The organism is Devosia yakushimensis (assembly GCF_030159855.1).
GTDB lineage: Bacteria > Pseudomonadota > Alphaproteobacteria > Rhizobiales > Devosiaceae > Devosia > Devosia yakushimensis.
Genome location: NZ_BSNG01000001.1, coordinates 1,018,355 through 1,036,530 on the forward strand (window position 1 = coordinate 1,018,355; position 18,176 = coordinate 1,036,530).

The window sequence follows — 18,176 nt, forward strand, 5'->3', positions numbered from 1 at the left end:
TTTGGCCGCTCCGGCCCTGCTGGCAGCCGTATAGCATCGCAGGCGAAAAGCGCAAAGGTTGGCTCGGCATGGGGGCTTGCCCAGCTTGACGCCGTGTATATGCACGACTATATCGCGGCCATGCAGGACGATTTTTCACAATGTCTGGTGCTCAATACGCGGATGGCGGCGCGCGCCATCACCCGGCGGGCCGACCGTAAGCTGCGGCCCTTCGGCGTGACGGCGGCGCAGTTCACCATCCTGACGTCGCTGCAAAGCCGGCCCGGCCTGTCGGTGACCGAGATGGCCGACAGCATTGCGATGGACCGCACGACACTGTCTCGCAATCTCGACCTGCTCGAAACCAAGGGCGTCGTCATTTCGACACGCCCATCGGGTGTGAATGGCCGGGTGTGCGTGCTTACCGATGCGGGGCGGGACCTGGTGGCACAGATGGTGCCGGTATGGCGGGCATCGCAGGCCGAGTTGCGCGAAACGCTCGTCCGCCCCGATTTCGCCGTTGTCATCACGGCACTGCAGCAGCTTTCCCGGCTCTAGCCGAAACGATCGCAAACCAAGGAGACAGAATGCTCAAGCCCGATCCCGCCGATCCCATCGTCGTCACCGGCATGGGTGCCGTCAGCCCGATGGGCGTGGGCGTGAACACGCTCTGGACGCGCCTTTTGGCCGGCGAGAGTGGTATCGTCCGCAATGACCGGTTCGATACGACCGGGTTTACCTCCGGCATTGCAGGCCTGGTGCCCAGCAAGGCGGATGTGCCGCATGGTTTCGATCCCGCTGATTTCATCGACGGCAAGGAAATCAAGAAGATGGACCTGTTCATCCAGTATGGCATCGGCGCGGCTACCGAAGCGCTGAACCAGGCTGGCTGGCATCCGACTTCGCCCGAAGATCAGGCCGCTACCGCCACCATTATCGGCTCGGGCGTGGGCGGATCGCCCGTCATGGCCAGGGCCGTCGAGATTATCCAGGAGAAGGGGCCGCGGCGGCTGTCGCCGTTCACCGTGCCATCGTTCCTTGCCAATCTTGCCGCCGGGTGGATTTCCATCCTTCATGGCTTCAGGGGGCCAATCGGCGCCCCGGTCACCGCCTGCGCGGCTTCGGCCCAGGCGATTGGCGATGGCATGCGCCTGATCATGACGGGGGAGGCCGAGGTGGCCGTTGTCGGTGGCGCGGAAGGCTCCGTGGACCCCATTTCCATCGGCGGGTTCGGTGCGTCGCGGGCGCTGAGTTCTTCGTATAATGACGAGCCGCATCTGGCGTCGCGCCCCTTCGACAAGGGGCACGATGGCTTCGTGCTGTCGGAAGGCGCAGCGGTGCTGGTCATCGAAAAGCTCAGCCATGCCAAGGCACGGGGCGCGACACCGCTGGCTATTCTAGCCGGTTATGGCACCTCGGCCGACGCCTACCACCTCACGGCCGGTTCGCCCGATGGCGCTGGCGCACAGGTAGCGATGCGCAATTCGCTGGAGATGGCCGGTATCGATCAGGGCCAGATTGGTTATGTCAACGCGCACGCCACCTCCACCCAGGTTGGCGACAATGCCGAGATCGCCGGGATTACCGCGGTGTTCCCGGGCCGTGGCAAGGACCTTGCCGTGTCGGCTACCAAATCTGCGACCGGGCATATGCTTGGGGCGGCTGGGGCGATTGAGGCGATCATTTCGGTTCAGGCGCTGCGCACTGGCATCCTGCCGCCGACGATTAATCTCGATGACCCCGAGGAAGTGGCCGATATTTTCGACCTCGTGCCCAAGGTCGCCAAGCCCAAGGCCATCGATTACGCGCTCTCCAATTCCTTCGGTTTTGGCGGCGTCAATGCGAGCCTGGTGTTCGGCCGGATCTAACGTTCCTGCTCCCGGTAGGTCTGGTATCGCGGCAGGTGATCTGCCACTAGGTCCCAGGCCTGCCGGGAACGGGCGAAGATCAGCTGGTTGGGATCGAACCAGTCATTTTGCCCGGCGAAGAAGCCAATGGGTATCATGCGCAGGTCGGGAGCGCGGGACGATTGCCCATGAAGCGGCGTTCCGCATGTGGGGCAAAAGTGCCGGGTGAAGACGGCGCCTGAATCGGCGGGACGCTGGAACGAGCTGGTCGGCCCGGTAATCGTCAAGGACGAACCGGGCACCAACGCCACGCTGGAATGCCCGGTGCCGGTCGCCCGCTGACAATCGAGGCAAGAGCACATCAGCATCGCCATGATGCGGCCGCGCACTGACATTGCGACGGCGCCGCAGGCGCAGGCGGCTGTCACGTCCACCATCGGGTGTTCGGATTTGCTCATGGGTCCGAGGCTGGCATGGGCGGGCTATCCCCGCAAGGGCCCCCTTGTTTTTGCGCGGCGCAGCCGCAAGAGTGCGCGCGGTCAACGGGAGGAGCTGGCGTTGCAACCTGACTATCCGCTCGAAACGGCAAGGCTGCGCCTTCGCCCTTTCACGCGCGGCGATGTCGATGCGGTCTATGATTATCGCCGCCGTGACGATGTCGCCCTCTACCTGTTCGACGTGCCGCTGAGCCGCGAGGAATGTGCGCTGGCGGTGCAACAGCGCATCGGGCAGATCGCGCTGGTCGAGGAAGAGGACAAAATTGTTCTCGGCGTGGAGCTGATGGACGATGGGACGCTGATCGGGGAGGTTTCCCTTATCCTGCGCAATTTGGCCGCGCGCCAGGCGGAAATCGGCTGGATCTTTCATCCCGACCATCAGGGGCGCGGCTATGCGACGGAAGCCGCCATTGCCCTGCTCGATCTCGCATTCAAGGATGGCGGCATGCACCGGGTCATGGCGCGATGCGACGCCCGCAACATCGCTTCGGCCAAATTGATGGAGCGGTTGGGCATGCGGCGGGAAGCACATTTCCGCGAGCACGCCCTGTTCAAAGGGGAATGGGACGAGGAATTCATCTACGCCATTCTCGAACGGGAATGGCCGGAAAAGCGCCGCGCACACCTCCCCTTCTGATTCAGATTTTACGATTATCGCATTGATATTTTACGATTATCGCATTGATATTGAGTGATTTTATCGGCCAATCCGGCGTCGCTCGCATCAGGCTTTAAACGCGGGCTCACGCCCCGGGACACGGTCATCTTCTGAGGTAGAATATTTCACCGCACGGCAGGAACGCCTGCGACTCCCCTCGCGTTGAGAACCTCGCAATGCCTAGCGGGAGGGAGCGCAATCATGTCGTCATTGAGTCTGCCTATCGAAACCGAGCGTTTGCTGCTGCGAACCTTTGAACGCGGCGATATCGAAGCGCTTGGAGCCTATTTCAGCCTGCCGTCGGTGCAGCGCTATATTGTCAGCAGCGCGCGCGACAAGGGCGAGGTGGCGGGGGCGCTCAATGTCATGCGGGGCCATGTCAGCCTGCAGCGACCTGGCGATACGCTGACCCTGGCTATGGTGCGAAAAGGCGATCGGCAGTTGATCGGCCATGTGTCGCTGCACTGGTCCGACGCAACGGCGGGGCAGGGCGAGGTTCGCTTTGTGATCAACCCCGATTATGCGGGGCAAGGCTTTGCCGGGGAGGCGCTTGGCGCCTTGTTCGACCTGGCTTTCGACCATTTCCGCATTCACCGCCTCTATGCGCGATGCGATGGCCGCAACCACCATTCCATCAAACTGATGCAGGGCCTGGGCATGCGGCTTGAGGCGCATTATCGCGAGCATGCCCTGTTCCAGGGCGAGTGGGACGAGGAATTGCATTTCGCGGTGCTCGACCGGGAATGGCAACGCCCAAGCAAAGTGCGGGAATTGCCACCACGCCATCGCGTGGCCTGATTTGCATCTGCCCCGGCAAATGGGATATGTGCGCCTGACTTTACGGATTGGGCGCCATGGCCGGTACGGATTCTTCGATTAAACCAACGCTTGCGCCGACGCCGGCTATCATCCTGTGCGAACCGCAGCTGGGTGAGAATATCGGCACGGCTGCGCGGGCCATGGCCAATTTCGGCCTGTGGGATTTGCGGCTGGTGCGGCCACGCGATGGCTGGCCCAATGAAAAGGCCGTCAATGCCGCGTCTCGCGCCGATCATGTGATCGAGCGTGTGCGGGTCTTTGAAACACTGGAAGAGGCGATCAGCGATCTGACGCTGGTCTATGCCACCACCGCGCGGTCCCGGGACATGCAGAAGGCCGTATTAGGCCCGGAAGAGGCCGCGACAAACCTCGCGGCGCAGATCGGCTCCGGCCGTCCCGCCGGGCTGTTGTTCGGCCGGGAGCGGTGGGGCCTACTCAATGAGGAAGTGGCGCTGGCCGACGCCATCGTTACGCTGCCGGTGGAGCCGGCCTTTGCTTCGCTCAATATTGCCCAGGCTGTCCTGCTGCTGTCTTATGAGTGGCGCCGGCACAGTGATGCGGGCACGGCCCTGCCATTCTCCGATGCGCTGGCGGAAGTTGCGCCGCGGGAAGAGCTAGTGGGACTTTTCGGACATCTTGAATCCACTCTGGACCAGTCCGGTTTCTTTACGGCGCCGGACAAGCGGCCGACGGTGATCAACAATCTGCGGACCATGCTGGAGCGCGGCAAATTCACCAGCCAGGAAATCCGCACGCTGCGCGGGGTCATCTCCTCGATTGACCGGCGGCACCAGCGGCCCAACCCCAACCGGCAGAAGCCGGGTGGCAACACAGACACGGAATGATGCGGGGCGAACCGAATCTGCGTGTTCCGCCTTTGACTGCGACAGTTTGTCATGCGATCTGCTTGATCCATGAGCACGCCCGCCCCCACTGACAAATCCCGTCTCGCTTTCACCTATATCGGCTTCCGCTTTTTCTGGCTGACCACGCTATTGGTCGGCTTTGCGGTGCAGATCATGTCGGTCTCGATCGCCTGGCAGATTTATGACGTCACCGGCAACGCGTTCCTGCTGGGCCTGGTGGGGCTATGCCTGTTCCTGCCGGCGCTGCTGCTGATCCTGGTCACCGGGCTCACGGCCGACCGCTTCAACCGGCGTTTCATCATGACCGCCTGCCTGGTGGTCGAGCTGGTTTGCGCGCTGGGCTTTCTGGTTTTCGTTAATGCGCAGGCGCATGAGGTTTGGCCGATTTTCGGCATTCTGGTCGTGCTGGGCACGGCGCGCGCCTTCTGGGGCCCGGCGGCCCAGTCCCTGGCGCCCAATCTCGTGCCCTCCGAAGCGCTCTCCAATGCCATCACCCTCAATGCTTCCGCCTGGCAATTCTCGGCCATTATGGGGCCTGCTGCCGGCGGTTTGCTCTATGGCATCGGGCCGGCGGTGCCCTTTGCCACGGCAGGCGTGCTGCTCCTGGCCGCGGGGGTCTCCGTGCTGCTGATCCCGAAGCCCGCGCAGCGGGAATCGCATCAGGCGACGAGCCTTGAAACTATGCTGGCGGGCTTCCGCTATATTTTCTCCAACAAGGTGGTGCTGGGCGCCATTTCGCTGGACATGTTCGCCGTGCTGATGGGTGGGGCGGTGGCGCTGCTGCCGGTCTATACCAAGGATATCCTCCATGCCGGGCCGCAGGAGCTTGGGCTGCTGCGTGCTGCGCCGGGAATCGGTGCCATTGTCATGGCGCTGTTCCTCACCCGGTTTCCGATCCGCAATTATGCCGGCAAGCTGCTCTTCCTGTTTGTCGGCCTGTTCGGCGCCTTTACCGTGGTGTTCGGCTTTTCGACGAGTGTGTGGATTTCCATTCCGGCGCTGGCCCTGGTGGGAGCATCGGACATGGTGAGCGTCACCATTCGCGAGACGATCATGCAGCTCTGGACGCCCGAAGAGGTGCGCGGCCGGGTCAATGCGGTCAATTCGGTGTTTATTGGCGCGTCGAACGAATTGGGCGAATTCCGCGCTGGCACGGTCGCTCATCTCATTGGCCCGGTGCCGGCGGTGGTGCTTGGCGGTTTCGGCGCCATTGCCGTCGCCGTCATCTGGAGCCAGATTTTCCCCGGCCTGCGTGAGCAGAAGACGCTGGACAAGAAGATGGCCTGAGCCCTCTGCCGGCTTGACTTCGGTGGCCGCGCCATCTATGACGCGCCCACCTATCCGGGCCTTTGGGCCTATAGGCGCACCCGGGATCTCCTGAATTATTGAGGTCTGTCGGTCATCCCTCGGGATGGCAGAGGAGGGCGCGATCCATTCAACTGTTAAGAAGGATACGCGATGTCGAAGCGTCATTCAGTCAAGTACAAGATCGATCGCCGTCTTGGCGAAAATATCTGGGGCCGTCCCAAGTCCCCGCTCAATGCCCGTGCTTATGGCCCCGGCCAGCATGGTCAGCGTCGCAAGGGCAAGCTCTCGGACTACGGTCTGCAGCTGCGCGCCAAGCAGAAGCTCAAGGGCTATTACGGTTCGGTCACCGAAAAGGCGTTCAAGCGCCTCTACACCGAAGCTGCCCGCGTTAAGGGCGATACCGGCGAGAACCTGATCGGCCTGCTCGAGAGCCGTCTGGACGCGATCATCTACCGCGCCAAGTTCGTTGCCACCGTGTTCGCTGCGCGCCAGTTCGTGAGCCACGGCCATATCCTGGTCAATGGCAAGCGTGTCAACATCCCGTCCTACCAGGTCAAGGTCGGCGACAAGATCGAAGTGCGCGAGCGCTCCAAGCAGCTCGCCGTGCTGATCGAAGCCACCCAGCTGGCCGAGCGCGACGTTCCTGATTACGTCGAAGTCGACCACAACAAGATGACCGCCACCTTCGCCCGCGTTCCGGCGCTGTCGGACGTGCCCTATCCGGTCCAGATGGAACCGAACCTGGTCGTCGAATTCTACTCGCGCTAAGCGAAGCCGAATTTCAGAATTGGAAAGGCCGCCCTTCGGGGCGGCCTTTTTGTTTGGGTGCACGACAGGCCGCCCCGGCTGGTGCTACGCAGAGATGGGGCTGGATCAAAGGCACAACCACGGAACGGTCCCTCCCCCTATCAGGGGGAGGCTAGGTGGGGGTATTGGAGATTGCCGCAAGTCACCCAATCTCGCTCCTCAGAACGCCAGACTAGACGGGCGCTGCATCCCCGACGCTGACCTTGATCGGGTCTTGATCCTGGGGGATGTAGCTCTCGAACTTGCGCAGACGCATGATTACCGACTGCAGCTCGACGATTACGGTCCAGGCGCGGGCGAAGAATTGGAACGAGCTGAACACCTGTCCGAACGCAATCTGGATTTGCTGGTAAAGCCCCATGGTCAGCGTGCCTGCCAGGATCGAGGGCGCCATGACCACCAGCGGAACGTAACCCACCATGTTGGTGTAGCCGTATCGAGCCAGGTTGAAGTAGGTATAGTGGAAATACATGCGGAAGTAGTTTTGCTGCACGCCTGCAAAAAGCTCCCGTATGGTGGGCGGATCGGCGCGATCAGCATGGTCTTCGCCGAATACCAGCTCTTTGCGATAGGCAGCCTCCACCCGCTGGTTGGCAAAGTTAAGACCCGGCAGCCTGATGCCGACGATCGCCAGCAAGGCCGTGCCCGCAGCCGCACCCAGCAGCGCGACCCAGACCAGTCCGCCCGGCGTCGAACCGAAGATTGGCAGTTCGCTGATATTGGACGATAGCTGCCAGAGCAAAGGCAGGAACACGACGAGGGTGATAAGGGAGTCGAAGAAGGCCGTGCCCAAGTCTTCCATGATGGAGGCAAAGCGCATGGTGTCTTCCTGAACGCGCTGTGCCGCACCCTCGGTTTCGCGTATCTGGGGCCAGTAGGCCATGTAGTAGAAGTTCATCGCCTTGCGCCAACGGAACACGTAGTGCGACGTGTAAAAAGCCAATGCCACAGCGACCAGCACATTGGGGATGGTGACGAGCACGATGGTCCATGTTAGGCCATAAAGCTTTTCGGGTGTCACCGAGCCGGGCTGTGTCAGCGCGAGTTGGATGGTGTTGAAGAATGAGCCGGACCATTCGTTGACGAAGGCCTGCACCTGCACCTGAAAATAGATGACGAGCAGGATGACGGTCGAGCTAACGACAGACCACCAATACCATTCGTTGCGCTTGTAGAAGTACCAGAATGCGCAAAAGAGTACGGCGATCATTACAACATACTGGTACAGCCAGACCCGCTCCGCAGTCAGGAAGTTCAGGTTCGAGCCTTCTTCGGCCGCAGCAGTCGCGCGGCTGACCTGCGCCGGGGCCTCGCTTGCCGTGTTTGCCGGCGCATCAGGGTCGGTCTGTCGTGTGCCCGCCGCTGGGGCGGGCGCTGCCGTATCAGTAGCCGCCGGTTGATCGGATACCGGTGCGGCAATCGACGGGTGCGTGAAGCGGTCGATGCTGATGACGGATCGCATCGGCTCGCCAATGGCGAACCACAGCAGCACGGCCGCAAGCAGCCACAATGCGGCGGAACTGAAGAAGATCTTGGGAACAGGAAAAAAAGAGCGAAACACCGCGAGACTCCAGGGTGCCGGTAGGGTGTGTCATGTAACTGCCGCAAAACGTCCAAAGCAAGAATGGGAAGTTAAAGCTTGGTAATGTTCGGCGGCCGGGTTTTGCTTTCCACAAGCGGGCAGGGGCGCTATCAGCTACGCACAGATTGCCGCGAGAGTTTCCCAGAGAGTTCCAATGAGCGCCATTTTGGATGCCGTCCCCCCGGCCGAGGCCGATGAAGCCGAATCCGGTGCGCACCCGATTTTTGCCGGAGCGCCACGGACCGTGGAGTTCAACAAGCTGCGCAAGCGCCTGATGCGCAATATGCGCGAGGCGCTAGACAAGTTTGCCATGGTGCGGCCGGGCGAAAAGTGGCTGGTGGCGCTGTCGGGCGGCAAGGACAGCTATGGCCTCTTGGCGCTGCTGCTCGATCTCAAATGGCGCGGCCTGTTGCCGGTCGAATTGCTGGCCTGCAATCTCGATCAGGGCCAGCCCAATTTCCCCAAGCATATCCTGCCCGAATTCCTCAGCGGATTGGGGATTCCACGCCGCATCGAATATCAGGACACCTATTCCATCGTCACCGACAAGCTGCCGGCCGGGGCGACCTATTGCTCGCTGTGCAGCCGGTTGCGGCGCGGCAATCTCTACCGCATCGCGCGGGAGGAAGGCTGCACGGCGCTGGTGCTGGGGCATCACCGCGACGATAGTCTTGAAACCTTCTTCATGAACCTTTTTCATGGCGGAAAGCTCGCTGCCATGCCGCCGCGGCTGCTCAATGACGAGGGCGATATCGAGGTCTTGCGCCCGCTGATCTACTGCGCCGAAAGCGATCTGCAGCGGTTTTCGGACGCCATGGCCTTTCCGATCATCCCCTGCGACCTCTGCGGCAGCCAGGATGGGCTGGAGCGCAACGCGATGAAGGCCATGCTGAACGACATCGAAAAACGCATGCCGGGCCGCAAGGACGTGATGATCCGTGCGCTGGGCAATATCAATCCAAGCCATATGCTCGATCCGAAATTGTTCGATTTTGCAGGGCTGTTCGAACGAAGGACCGGATTATGAGTGTTGATATCGGAGCGCTGGCGGGAATTCTGCGGCATGCAGCCAAGGCCGAAATACTGCCCCGCTTCCGCCGGCTGGACGCTGGCATGGTCAAGATCAAGACCTCGGCCATCGACCTGGTGACAGAGGCCGACGAGGCCGCCGAGCGCTTCATCAAGGCCAAGGTTGCCGCACTTGCGCCCGAGGCTTTGTTTGTCGGCGAGGAATCGGTGGCGGCTGATCCGGCCCTGCTGACGGCCCTGGCCGATGCCGATCTGGCCGTAGTGGTCGACCCGATCGACGGCACGGCCAATTATGCCGCCGGGCTACCGTTGTTCGCAGTGATGGCGGCGGTGGTGTCCAAGGGCGAGACCGTGGCGGGCATCATCTACGATCCGATGGGCGATGACTGGATGATCGCCGAAAAGGGCAGCGGCACCTGGCTGCGGCGGCCCGATGGCGAAGCTGTGCGGGTGCAGGTTGCCGAGCCGGCGCCGCTGGCCGACATGCTGGGCTGCGCCTCGGTGGCGTTCATGCCGGCGGGAAGCCGCGCGACCGTGCTGGCCAATTTCGCCAAGGTGCGGATCGTTTCCAATTACCGCGTGGCGGGGCACGAATATCGCGCCTTCGTTTCCGGCCATACCCATTTCCTGGGCTACAACAAGCTGATGCCCTGGGATCACCTGGCCGGCACGCTGATGGCGCAGGAAGCCGGCGGCTATGCGGCCCGGCTCGACGGCTCGCCCTATCTGCCCCATCACGTGGATGGCGGGCTGATCGTTGCAACCGACAAGGACAGCTGGGAAGCCCTGCGGCGCGAGGTTTTTACCTACTGAGGCGGGGATACCCCCCTATAGGGGGAGCAACGTTTGCCACCTGGGCCTCGATCCAACCCCAACCACCGGCAGATCCCTCCCCCTGTCAGGGGGAGGCTAGGTGGGGGTAACGAGAGCCCCAAATCCTCCCCTCATTGCCCCCCTTGCTCGACTCATAAGTCTGTGCTTATGTATCGGCATGAGCGAAACCGATATCTTCAAAGTGCTGGCTGATCCGACGCGCCGGGCGGTGTTCGAGCGGTTGGCGACGGCCGAGATGACGGCGACCGAGCTGCGGGAAGGTTTTGCCATTTCGCAGCCCGCCATGTCCCAGCATCTTGCCGTATTGCGCGAGGCGGGGCTGGTGAGCGAACGGCGCGAAGGGCGCTATGTCAATTACCGGATCGAGCCGGCGGGCCTGGCGCCGCTGCATGGCTGGCTGGCGCGTCATCGCGCCTTCTGGCCTCAGCGGATCGATCACCTCAAAGACCTGCTCAAGGAGATGGACCAATGACGACCGACGCCTTGATCTATGAATGTGCGCTCGATGCTGCGCCGGAAAAGGTATGGCGGGCCCTGACCATCCCGGAATATCTGGAGCGCTGGCTGGCACCAGAGGCCGAAGCGGGCGGCAAGCTCGATCTGACCGTGCTGGCGGCGGAGGAAAACAAGTCGCTGAGCTATCACTGGCGCGAGGCCGGGCAGGGTGCGGCCGGCGATGCCGAGGACAGCGTCGTGACCTTCGAGCTCAAGCCCATGGCTGACGGGCGCACCTGGTTCCGGCTGACCCATGAGCCGGTGGTGATGCCGGTTGCCGCCAATAGCAATCTAGCCGGCCCGCTGATGCTGGCCGCCTAACCCTTATTCAAAATCTCAGAGCAGAACGGAGTTCGCCGATGCGCGACATGATGCAACTCGTCCCTATGGTGGTCGAGCAATCCAACCGCGGGGAGCGGTCTTTCGATATCTATTCGCGCCTGTTGCGCGAGCGGATCATTTTCGTCAATGGCGAGATCGAGGACAATATGGCCGCGCTGGTCTGCGCCCAATTGCTGTTCCTCGAGGCTGAAAACCCCAAAAAGGAGATCAGCCTCTATATCAACTCGCCCGGTGGCGTGGTGACCTCGGCTCTGGCCATGTATGACACCATGCAGTTCATCAAGGCGCCGGTGGGCACGCTTTGCATGGGCATGGCCATGTCGGCGGGCTCGTTCCTGCTGATGGCCGGGGAGGCCGGCAGCCGCATCTGCCTGCCCAATGCCTCGATCATGCTGCACCAGCCCAGCGGCGGCTATCAGGGCAAGGTCACCGATATCGTGCTGCATGCCGAGGAAAGCCAGCGGCTGAAGCGCCGCATGCACAATCTCTATGCCAAGCATTGCGGGCGCACTTATGAGGAGGTGGAGGCCGCACTGGAGCGCGACCACTTCATGACGCCCGAACAGGCCAAAGACTGGGGCCTGGTCGATCATGTCTATCACGACCGGGGAGAGTTCGAGGCGCTGCCGCGCCCCGAGCAGGATTAGAGCATGTCTACCGAAAGTGGTTACCGGTTTCGGGATAAAGACATGCGCTTTAGTGAGCGGCGTGATGGCTCATATCGGTGTGGGCGTGTTCGGTGCCCACGCCGAACAGGCGCCCATTCTCGGCGATCAGGATGAAGACCAGCGATAGCACGCCCATGGCGAAATAGCCGCCGGCAACGGGGACCACTGTGCCGTTGAACTGCTGGCCGATAAAGCTGCCGATCAGCGCGCCACCGACGGTCTGGATGAAGCCGAAAACGGCGGAGGCCGTGCCCGCCACCGAGCCCAGGGGTTCCATGGACAGCGAGTTCATGTTCGAGGCGGCCCAGCCGAAGCAGAACATGATCACCGACAGGATTGGCAGGAACAGCCAGATCGGCAGCAGGTTCAGCAGCGCCAGGATCAGCCAGATGGCGCTCATGCCGGTGAAGACCAGCATGGCGCCATGCGACAGCCGCCGCATGCCAACCCGCGAGACGATGCGCGAATTGGTGAAGGACGAGACCGCCATCAGCGCAGCCACGGCCGCGAAGGCAACTGGGAAATAGACGCCCAGGCCATAGATATCGACATAGATCTGCTGCGACGAGCTGATGAAGCCGAACAGGGCGGCGAAGGTAAAGGTGCCCGCCAGGCCATAGCAGAACGCGACGCGGTTGGTGACGACGATACGGAAGCCATCGATGATGGCGCTGACCGTCAGCGGGCGGCGATTGCCCAGGGCCAGGGTTTCGGGCAGGCGGAAAAAGGCCCAGATGCCAAAGACGGCGGCGAGGCCACCCATAAAGAGGAAAATGGTCTGCCACGGTCCGGTCAACAGCAGGACCTGGCCGATGCCTGGCGCGATGATGGGGATGGCCATGAACACCATGAAGGTCAGCGACATCACTTCGGCCATAGCGCGGCCCGAATACATGTCGCGCACGATGGATGTGGCGATGACGCGCGTTCCGGCGGCACCCAGACCCTGCAGGAAGCGGAAGGCCAGCAGCACGCCGAAGCTTGGCGAGAAGACAGCGGCGACGGCAGCGATGATGTAGACGACGATGCCAATCAGCAGCGGCGCGCGGCGGCCGAAGCGATCGGACAGGGGCCCGAAGGCGAGCTGGGCCAGGCCAAAGCCCATCATATAGGCGGAAATGACGAACTGGCGCTCATTTTCGCTGCTGATCCCCAGGGCTTCGCCCATATAGGGCAGGGCAGGCAGCATGACGTCGATGGCCAGTGCGTTGAGCGCCATCAGGGCGGCCATAAGGGCAATGAATTCAGGGCGGGACAGAACCCGCGAAAAATGATCGGACATGAATGATTCTCGGGGAGACCGCGAGCGACCGCGCGGCGAAAAAGGTGAAGCGGACCATGAACCTCATGGTCCGCTTTGGCAAGGCTTCAATCGGCAAATGACGATGTCAGGCCGGCTTCAGGCCGAAGCTTGGCGCCGATTGCTCGTTGATCGGCAGATGCAGCGCCGCCGAGCCCAGTCCGAGCAGAATGCCCAGATACCAGACCAGGTCGTAATGGCCGGTCAGGTCGAAAGCCACGCCCCCTAGCCAGACGCCCATGAATGAGCCGAGCTGGTGGCTGAAGAAGGCGACGCCATAAAGCATGCCCATATAGCGCGGACCGAAAAAGACCGAGACCAGCCCGGCCGTCGGCGGCACGGTCGACAGCCAGAGCAAGCCCATGGAGGCAGCGAAGGCATAGGCGGTGATTTCGCTGACCGGGAACAGCATGAACAGCCCGATGGCGATCGCGCGCAGGAAATAGATGCTTGCCAGCAGGATCTGCTTGGGTACCCGGCCGCCGAGATAGCCGGCGAGCAGGCTGCCGGCGACATTGAATATGCCGATGACGGCAATGGTCCAGCTCCCCACATCGGGCGAGAGCCCGCATTGCACCAGATAGGCGGGCATGTGGACGTTGATAAAGGCGAGGTGGAAGCCGCAGACGAAGAAGCCGATCACCAGCAGGCGATAGGAGCCATGGCCCCAGGCTCGGGAGAGGGCCTGCATGAACGGCATGTCGACTTGGCCGGCAGGCCGTTCGGTGCGGCCCCGCAGCGCATAGGACAGCGGGATGATCAGCAGCAGCATGGCGCCGAGATAGATCAGCGCGGTCTGCCAGCCGAAGGCATTGATGAAGCCCTGGCTGATGGGGGCGAAGGCAAATTGCCCGAATGACGACGCGGCGGTGGCGATGCCGAAGATAAAGCTGCGCTTCTCGGCAGGCACCGAGCGGCCAAAGGCGGCCATGACGACGCTGAACGAACAGACGGCGATGCCCACGCCGGTAATGACACCGGCCGTCAGGTACATGATTGGCGCATTGGGCGAGAAGGCCATGAGAACGACGCCAAGGGCATAGAGAGCGGCGCCGGCGGCCACGGTGCGGGCCGTTCCGACCCGGTCGGCAAAGGCGCCGGCAAAGGGCTGGGCAATGCCCCAGGCCAGGTTCTGAATGGCCATGGCCAGGCCCCAACCCTCGCGGCTGAGGCCCAGGTCCGCCGTCATCGGCAAGGTGAACAGGCCGAAACTGGTTCGCACGCCATTGCCGATGGCGGCGATGATGCACCCGGCGATGATAATGGCGATCAGGGGAACAGCGGGGCGAAGGGCCGATGAGGTCATGGTCGGATATCCAGCGTGGATGTCCTATCTACGCCCGCGACATCATCACGCAAAGCAATATTGCTGAATGGGATCTATCAAGACCAGTGATGACTTGACGCATAGGTCAATCGCACCGACAACTCGCGCGTCTATCCGGGAGCCCATATTGATCCGCCACATCGTCTTCTTTACGGCCAAGTCCAGCGACGATCTCGATGCCATTTGCGAGGGCCTGTCGCTGCTGGGGACCATTCCGCATAGCAGCCATTTCGAGGTATCGCGCAACAGCAAGGTGGATCAGATATCCAACGAGGTGGATGTCGTGGTCTATGCCGAATTCGCCGATGCCGCGTCACTCGCGGCCTATAAGGCGCACCCGACCTATGCCGAAGCCACGCGGCGCGTCCGGCCGCTGCGTGAATTGCGGTTGTCGGCAGATTTCGAGGCGCAACCGGGGTGAGTCTCGTTACGCTGCGGCGCACTGCCTATGACAAGGTCGCTGCTATCGCTTCCGCGATGGCAACGGTCCATGGCAGCGTCGCGGTCGTGTTGGGCGGGGCGGCCGAAGGCGAGGTCTGGGTCGATGACGCAGACCAGCCGCGTGTGGCCGTCATTGAAGGCCCTGAAGGCGTTTATCTCGTGGGCCGCTGTCCTTCGGCAGAGGTCGCTTCGGCCATCCGGGACCAGCTTGACGATTGGGTCTACCTCCATGTCGATCCGGTCCAGCGAGCGGGCATCGAGCAGGTTCTGCCCAACGACGCCATGCTGGTCCATCCCCGGCTGACCTTCGCCATCGTGCCCGGACCTGGTCCCATGCCGGCAATGCCTGCGGGCTATCGATTGATCGTCGACGGCGATGGGCTGGGGCAGCGCATCTATGCTGGAGACGTTGAGGTAAGTCGTTGCCTGCCCGATCTTGTTATCGGGCAACGCGCCGAGATGGGGGTCTGGACCCATCCTGGTCACCGGCGGCGTGGCCTGGCAAGACTTGCGGCGCGGGCCTGCCTTGCGGCAGCGCACGGCCAAGGCATTGTTGCGATGGGCTGGCATTGCCACGCTTCCAACCGTGGCTCGATAGGCCTGGCCCGCCAGATCGGCGCGGGGGAGCCGGTGGAGACATTGGCCTATAGCGCAAGCCTGCCGGCGGAGAATGTGGATGATCTGCCGGCAGCTGAATGGCAGCGGCTGGCTGAGCATTTTGCGAAGAAGCGTAGCACTATCGCCTGGCTGGGATTTCACGCGGCCTGCGCCTGGGCGGCGGCCGGGGCGGACGAGGCCGCACTGGAAGCGGTGGAACAGCTTGTTGCCGACGGCTGGTCGGGGTCGCCGCAATGGTTGGCCGGGCACTGGGCCCTGGCCGGCATCGCGGATCATCCGCGCATGCTGGGGGCGATAGAGGCGCTAGAAAAGCAAAAGGCCCCACCGGGTTAGGGTAGGGCCTTCTCAGCTTGATTCAAGAAATCAGGCGGACTGCTTGACCGCGATGCCGGCGCTTTCGAGGTGAGTCTGCAGTTCACCGGCCTGGAACATTTCGCGGACGATATCGGCGCCGCCGACGAATTCGCCCTTCACATAGAGCTGGGGAATAGTAGGCCAATTGGTATAGGCCTTGATGCCGTCGCGCAGTTCGGCGCTTTCCAGCACGTTGGCGCTGTCATAGTCGACGCCGAGATAGTTCAGAATCTGGACGACCTGACCGGAAAAGCCGCATTGCGGAAAATCCGGCGTGCCCTTCATGAACAGAAAGACGTCGTTGTTCTTCACCTTGTCGTCGATGAATGCGTTGATGTCGGTCATTGCGGCAGCCTTTCTTGGGTCCGGGGGAGGCCGGGAAAATCGTTGGTCAATAAATAGGAGCTTGGCGCGGCGCTGTCGAGGCCTGCCATCGCCATTTGCCGATCAAGCCTTGTCGATGGGAACGGGCTAAAGGCGCGCGGCGATCCAGGGATGGCTGGTGAAGTCGTCGATCGTGTTGAACAGCACCGCCTCCCAGCCGGCCGCGCGAGCACCGTCGATGACTTTGGGCGTGTCATCGAAGAAAAGCGGCGGTTCGGTTTGCGGGCCGATCTTGCTCATGGCGAAGTCGAAGAAAGCAGGGTCGGGTTTTCGCACGCCGATGCGAGCCGAATAGAACATGTCATCGAACAGCTCATTGAGACCCAGATGGCTCCAGAGCCAACTGGCGCGCAGATGTTCCTGATTGGTAGCGATATAGAGGCGAATGTCGCTTTTGCGCTTGAGTTGGCGGATGCCGTCAAGGAGCGGCTGGTTGAGCTCGCTGTCGTTGATCAGCCAGTAATGATGGAAAGCGATCGGCGAGCCTTTATAGCCGAGCGAGGGCAGCCGGCGCTCAAGGGCATCGATAACCGACATTTCGCCGGTGACGACCTTCTTGACGAAAATATCGTAGATGAATTCGTCGACGAACCGCTTTGACTCCACGCCCATATCGGCCAGCAGGTTCGTATCCCAGCGACGGGTCAGGTCGGGGCGAGCATGGAAGCCGTGGATCAGTACGCCGTCGATGTCGAAGAAAACCGCGCGAGTCATGCGGACTCCATGTGATGTGGACTCACCTGCTCCTCGCCGGAGAAGCGCCAAGCCCGGCAAGGACTTCGCGGGGAATATTTAGATCTTGAATCACATCGGTATGACGACGGAAGCCGATCAGCTCGCGATGGACGAAATATTCCCAGACGGCCTGGCGAGCGTCAGCCAGCGCCGGTTCGCGGTCGCCATGGGCCTGGGCAAGTGCGGCAAGGGTCGTGATCACCTTGCGCTCGGCGGCGCTGATCGAGGAAGCGCGTTCGGCCGCGATTTCGTATTCCAGCGCAGCCGTCCCGGATTCGGGACGGACCATGCGGATCAGATCAAGCGAGTCGCGCAGCGTCACTGTTCTATTCAGGCGCGCTGGTTTGAAGGGCCAGGGCATGCAGTGCCCCGCCCATGTCGCCTTGCAGGGCGGCATAGACCAGCTGGTGCTGCTGCACGCGGGACTTGCCCTTGAAGGCGGCGGAAATGACGGTGGCGGCGTAGTGATCGCCGTCGCCGGCGAGGTCGCGAATATCGATATCGGCGTCAGGCAACGCGGCCTTAATGCGGCGCTCGATCTCGTTGGCGTCCATGGGCATTGCTCAACTCCTTGGTCATGACGGCGTCAGCGCCGACTCCTCCAAGATATGGTACCGGGGCAAGCGCTTCAATATGAGCGCTGCATCGCGTTATTGAGTTGGCGCCGGAGTTTCCGTGGCCACGGGCGCCGCTACCGCTCCAACGCAGCATTCGGCGTCGGATTTGGTCGAGAAATTGGCGATGATGAAATCGACGATCGGGCGGGCCTGCTGGGTGACGTCGGTGGCGAACAGGCAGTCCAGCGTATAGCCGCGGCCGGAATCGACCGCTTCGGTGTGAACGATGGTCAGCGGGATGCCCATGGGCGAGTCGGTGCTTTGGCCGTCATAGAGCAGGGCGGTGCCGCTCTGGTAGGGCGTGGTCGCTTTGCTGGCTAGCGTGAAGCCGGGGAAGGTCCTGGCCCAGCTCGCGGCCACTTCGCCGTCATCGAGGCTGGCAAGGGCGCTATCGGCCGACCAGGTGGTGTCTTCGACCGGGACGATGGTGATGTCGCATTGCAGCGGCACGCTGGGATGGGTGAGGCTAAGCGGTTCCGTGGCGCCACCGGATGGGATCATGAAATCGGGGTAGATGATCGTATAGGGCTGATCCTGCAGGATGGAGCGGGTGACATTGACGCTCTGGGCATGGGCGGCGGCCGGCAGCAGGCTGATGCTCAATGCCGCTAGGCAGCTGATTGCCGGTCGAAAATTCATGGTCGTCTCCAAAATGATAACGCCGCCCCG

General features: G+C 62.1%; 23 protein-coding genes. 14 read left to right on the top strand and 9 right to left on the bottom strand.

The genetic code is table 11. The features are described from left to right. The first annotated feature begins 99 nt into the window (after positions 1–99). Positions 100–537 (top strand): MarR family winged helix-turn-helix transcriptional regulator, encoded by a 438-nt coding sequence (locus QQL79_RS04870; protein ID WP_284388478.1) that lies wholly within the window; start codon positions 100–102, stop codon positions 535–537. Positions 538–566: 29 nt separating this feature from the next. Further along, positions 567–1,847, top strand: coding sequence for a beta-ketoacyl-ACP synthase II (gene fabF, locus QQL79_RS04875; RefSeq protein ID WP_284388480.1), 1,281 nt, complete (start codon positions 567–569; stop codon positions 1,845–1,847). Here the strand turns inward: fabF and QQL79_RS04880 are convergent. Further along, the gene (locus tag QQL79_RS04880) at positions 1,844–2,284 is read right to left on the bottom strand and encodes a GFA family protein (protein WP_284388482.1); all 441 of its coding nucleotides are present in this window, start codon (positions 2,282–2,284) and stop codon (positions 1,844–1,846) included. The two genes, fabF and QQL79_RS04880, sit on opposite strands and share 4 nt — an antisense overlap. A gap of 100 nt (positions 2,285–2,384) precedes the next feature. Between QQL79_RS04880 and QQL79_RS04885 the strand changes: the two genes are divergently transcribed. From QQL79_RS04885 to rpsD, 5 genes are all read left to right on the top strand, one after another. Continuing rightward, complete coding sequence (locus tag QQL79_RS04885; RefSeq protein WP_284388484.1) at positions 2,385–2,960, top strand: GNAT family N-acetyltransferase; 576 nt, start codon at positions 2,385–2,387, stop codon at positions 2,958–2,960. A gap of 222 nt (positions 2,961–3,182) precedes the next feature. Then, positions 3,183–3,779 (top strand): GNAT family N-acetyltransferase, encoded by a 597-nt coding sequence (locus tag QQL79_RS04890; protein WP_284388485.1) that lies wholly within the window; start codon positions 3,183–3,185, stop codon positions 3,777–3,779. A gap of 56 nt (positions 3,780–3,835) precedes the next feature. After that, positions 3,836–4,645 carry an RNA methyltransferase gene (locus QQL79_RS04895; protein WP_284388486.1) on the top strand — a complete coding sequence of 270 codons (810 nt, stop codon included), beginning with the start codon at positions 3,836–3,838 and terminating at the stop codon, positions 4,643–4,645. A 69-nt stretch (positions 4,646–4,714) separates the two neighbouring features. Continuing rightward, complete coding sequence (locus tag QQL79_RS04900; RefSeq protein WP_284388487.1) at positions 4,715–5,953, top strand: MFS transporter; 1,239 nt, start codon at positions 4,715–4,717, stop codon at positions 5,951–5,953. Between the two features lie 171 nt (positions 5,954–6,124). Beyond that, a complete protein-coding gene (gene rpsD, locus QQL79_RS04905) occupies positions 6,125–6,742 on the top strand; it encodes a 30S ribosomal protein S4 (protein ID WP_284388488.1) in 618 nt (205 codons plus the stop codon). Between the two features lie 211 nt (positions 6,743–6,953). Here the strand turns inward: rpsD and QQL79_RS04910 are convergent, their stop codons facing one another. Beyond that, positions 6,954–8,342: an SbmA/BacA-like family transporter gene (locus tag QQL79_RS04910; RefSeq protein ID WP_284388490.1), complete on the bottom strand. Its 1,389-nt coding sequence runs from the start codon at positions 8,340–8,342 to the stop codon at positions 6,954–6,956. 175 nt (positions 8,343–8,517) lie between these two features. Between QQL79_RS04910 and ttcA the strand changes: the two genes are divergently transcribed. The 5 genes from ttcA to QQL79_RS04935 all read left to right on the top strand — a co-directional run bounded on the left by ttcA (position 8,518) and on the right by QQL79_RS04935 (position 11,710). After that, on the top strand, positions 8,518–9,390 hold the full coding sequence (gene ttcA / locus QQL79_RS04915; protein ID WP_284388492.1) for a tRNA 2-thiocytidine(32) synthetase TtcA: 873 nt from the start codon (positions 8,518–8,520) through the stop codon (positions 9,388–9,390). Continuing rightward, positions 9,387–10,205 (top strand): inositol monophosphatase family protein, encoded by an 819-nt coding sequence (locus QQL79_RS04920; RefSeq protein WP_284388494.1) that lies wholly within the window; start codon positions 9,387–9,389, stop codon positions 10,203–10,205. Before ttcA ends, QQL79_RS04920 begins: the two co-directional genes overlap by 4 nt. A gap of 178 nt (positions 10,206–10,383) precedes the next feature. After that, entirely contained in the window at positions 10,384–10,698 is a 315-nt protein-coding gene (locus QQL79_RS04925; RefSeq protein WP_284388496.1) for an ArsR/SmtB family transcription factor, read from the top strand. Continuing rightward, a complete protein-coding gene (locus tag QQL79_RS04930) occupies positions 10,695–11,042 on the top strand; it encodes an SRPBCC family protein (RefSeq protein ID WP_284388498.1) in 348 nt (115 codons plus the stop codon). The genes QQL79_RS04925 and QQL79_RS04930 overlap by 4 nt, the downstream gene beginning before the upstream one ends. A gap of 38 nt (positions 11,043–11,080) precedes the next feature. Continuing rightward, positions 11,081–11,710: an ATP-dependent Clp protease proteolytic subunit gene (locus QQL79_RS04935; protein ID WP_284388500.1), complete on the top strand. Its 630-nt coding sequence runs from the start codon at positions 11,081–11,083 to the stop codon at positions 11,708–11,710. A 49-nt stretch (positions 11,711–11,759) separates the two neighbouring features. Here QQL79_RS04935 and QQL79_RS04940 read toward each other — a convergent pair whose 3' ends face one another. Both QQL79_RS04940 and QQL79_RS04945 read right to left on the bottom strand, forming a co-directional pair. Then, positions 11,760–13,013 (bottom strand): multidrug effflux MFS transporter, encoded by a 1,254-nt coding sequence (locus QQL79_RS04940; RefSeq protein WP_284388501.1) that lies wholly within the window; start codon positions 13,011–13,013, stop codon positions 11,760–11,762. A 106-nt stretch (positions 13,014–13,119) separates the two neighbouring features. Beyond that, positions 13,120–14,337 carry an MFS transporter gene (locus QQL79_RS04945; RefSeq protein WP_284388503.1) on the bottom strand — a complete coding sequence of 406 codons (1,218 nt, stop codon included), beginning with the start codon at positions 14,335–14,337 and terminating at the stop codon, positions 13,120–13,122. A gap of 148 nt (positions 14,338–14,485) precedes the next feature. Between QQL79_RS04945 and QQL79_RS04950 the strand changes: the two genes are divergently transcribed. Further along, on the top strand, positions 14,486–14,779 hold the full coding sequence (locus QQL79_RS04950) for a Dabb family protein (protein ID WP_284388504.1): 294 nt from the start codon (positions 14,486–14,488) through the stop codon (positions 14,777–14,779). Next, positions 14,776–15,750 (top strand): GNAT family N-acetyltransferase, encoded by a 975-nt coding sequence (locus QQL79_RS04955; protein ID WP_284388505.1) that lies wholly within the window; start codon positions 14,776–14,778, stop codon positions 15,748–15,750. The genes QQL79_RS04950 and QQL79_RS04955 overlap by 4 nt, the downstream gene beginning before the upstream one ends. Before the next feature lie 30 nt (positions 15,751–15,780). Here the strand turns inward: QQL79_RS04955 and grxD are convergent, their stop codons facing one another. The 5 genes from grxD to QQL79_RS04980 form a co-directional block, all read right to left on the bottom strand. Continuing rightward, entirely contained in the window at positions 15,781–16,116 is a 336-nt protein-coding gene (gene grxD, locus QQL79_RS04960) for a Grx4 family monothiol glutaredoxin (protein WP_284388508.1), read from the bottom strand. Between the two features lie 126 nt (positions 16,117–16,242). Then, complete coding sequence (locus tag QQL79_RS04965; RefSeq protein WP_284388510.1) at positions 16,243–16,869, bottom strand: HAD family hydrolase; 627 nt, start codon at positions 16,867–16,869, stop codon at positions 16,243–16,245. A gap of 22 nt (positions 16,870–16,891) precedes the next feature. Then, complete coding sequence (locus QQL79_RS04970) at positions 16,892–17,212, bottom strand: DUF6665 family protein (protein WP_284388512.1); 321 nt, start codon at positions 17,210–17,212, stop codon at positions 16,892–16,894. A 4-nt stretch (positions 17,213–17,216) separates the two neighbouring features. Next, a complete protein-coding gene (locus QQL79_RS04975) occupies positions 17,217–17,450 on the bottom strand; it encodes a BolA family protein (RefSeq protein ID WP_035098949.1) in 234 nt (77 codons plus the stop codon). A 90-nt stretch (positions 17,451–17,540) separates the two neighbouring features. Further along, positions 17,541–18,146 (bottom strand): hypothetical protein, encoded by a 606-nt coding sequence (locus QQL79_RS04980; protein ID WP_284388514.1) that lies wholly within the window; start codon positions 18,144–18,146, stop codon positions 17,541–17,543. Between the last annotated feature and the right edge of the window lie 30 nt (positions 18,147–18,176).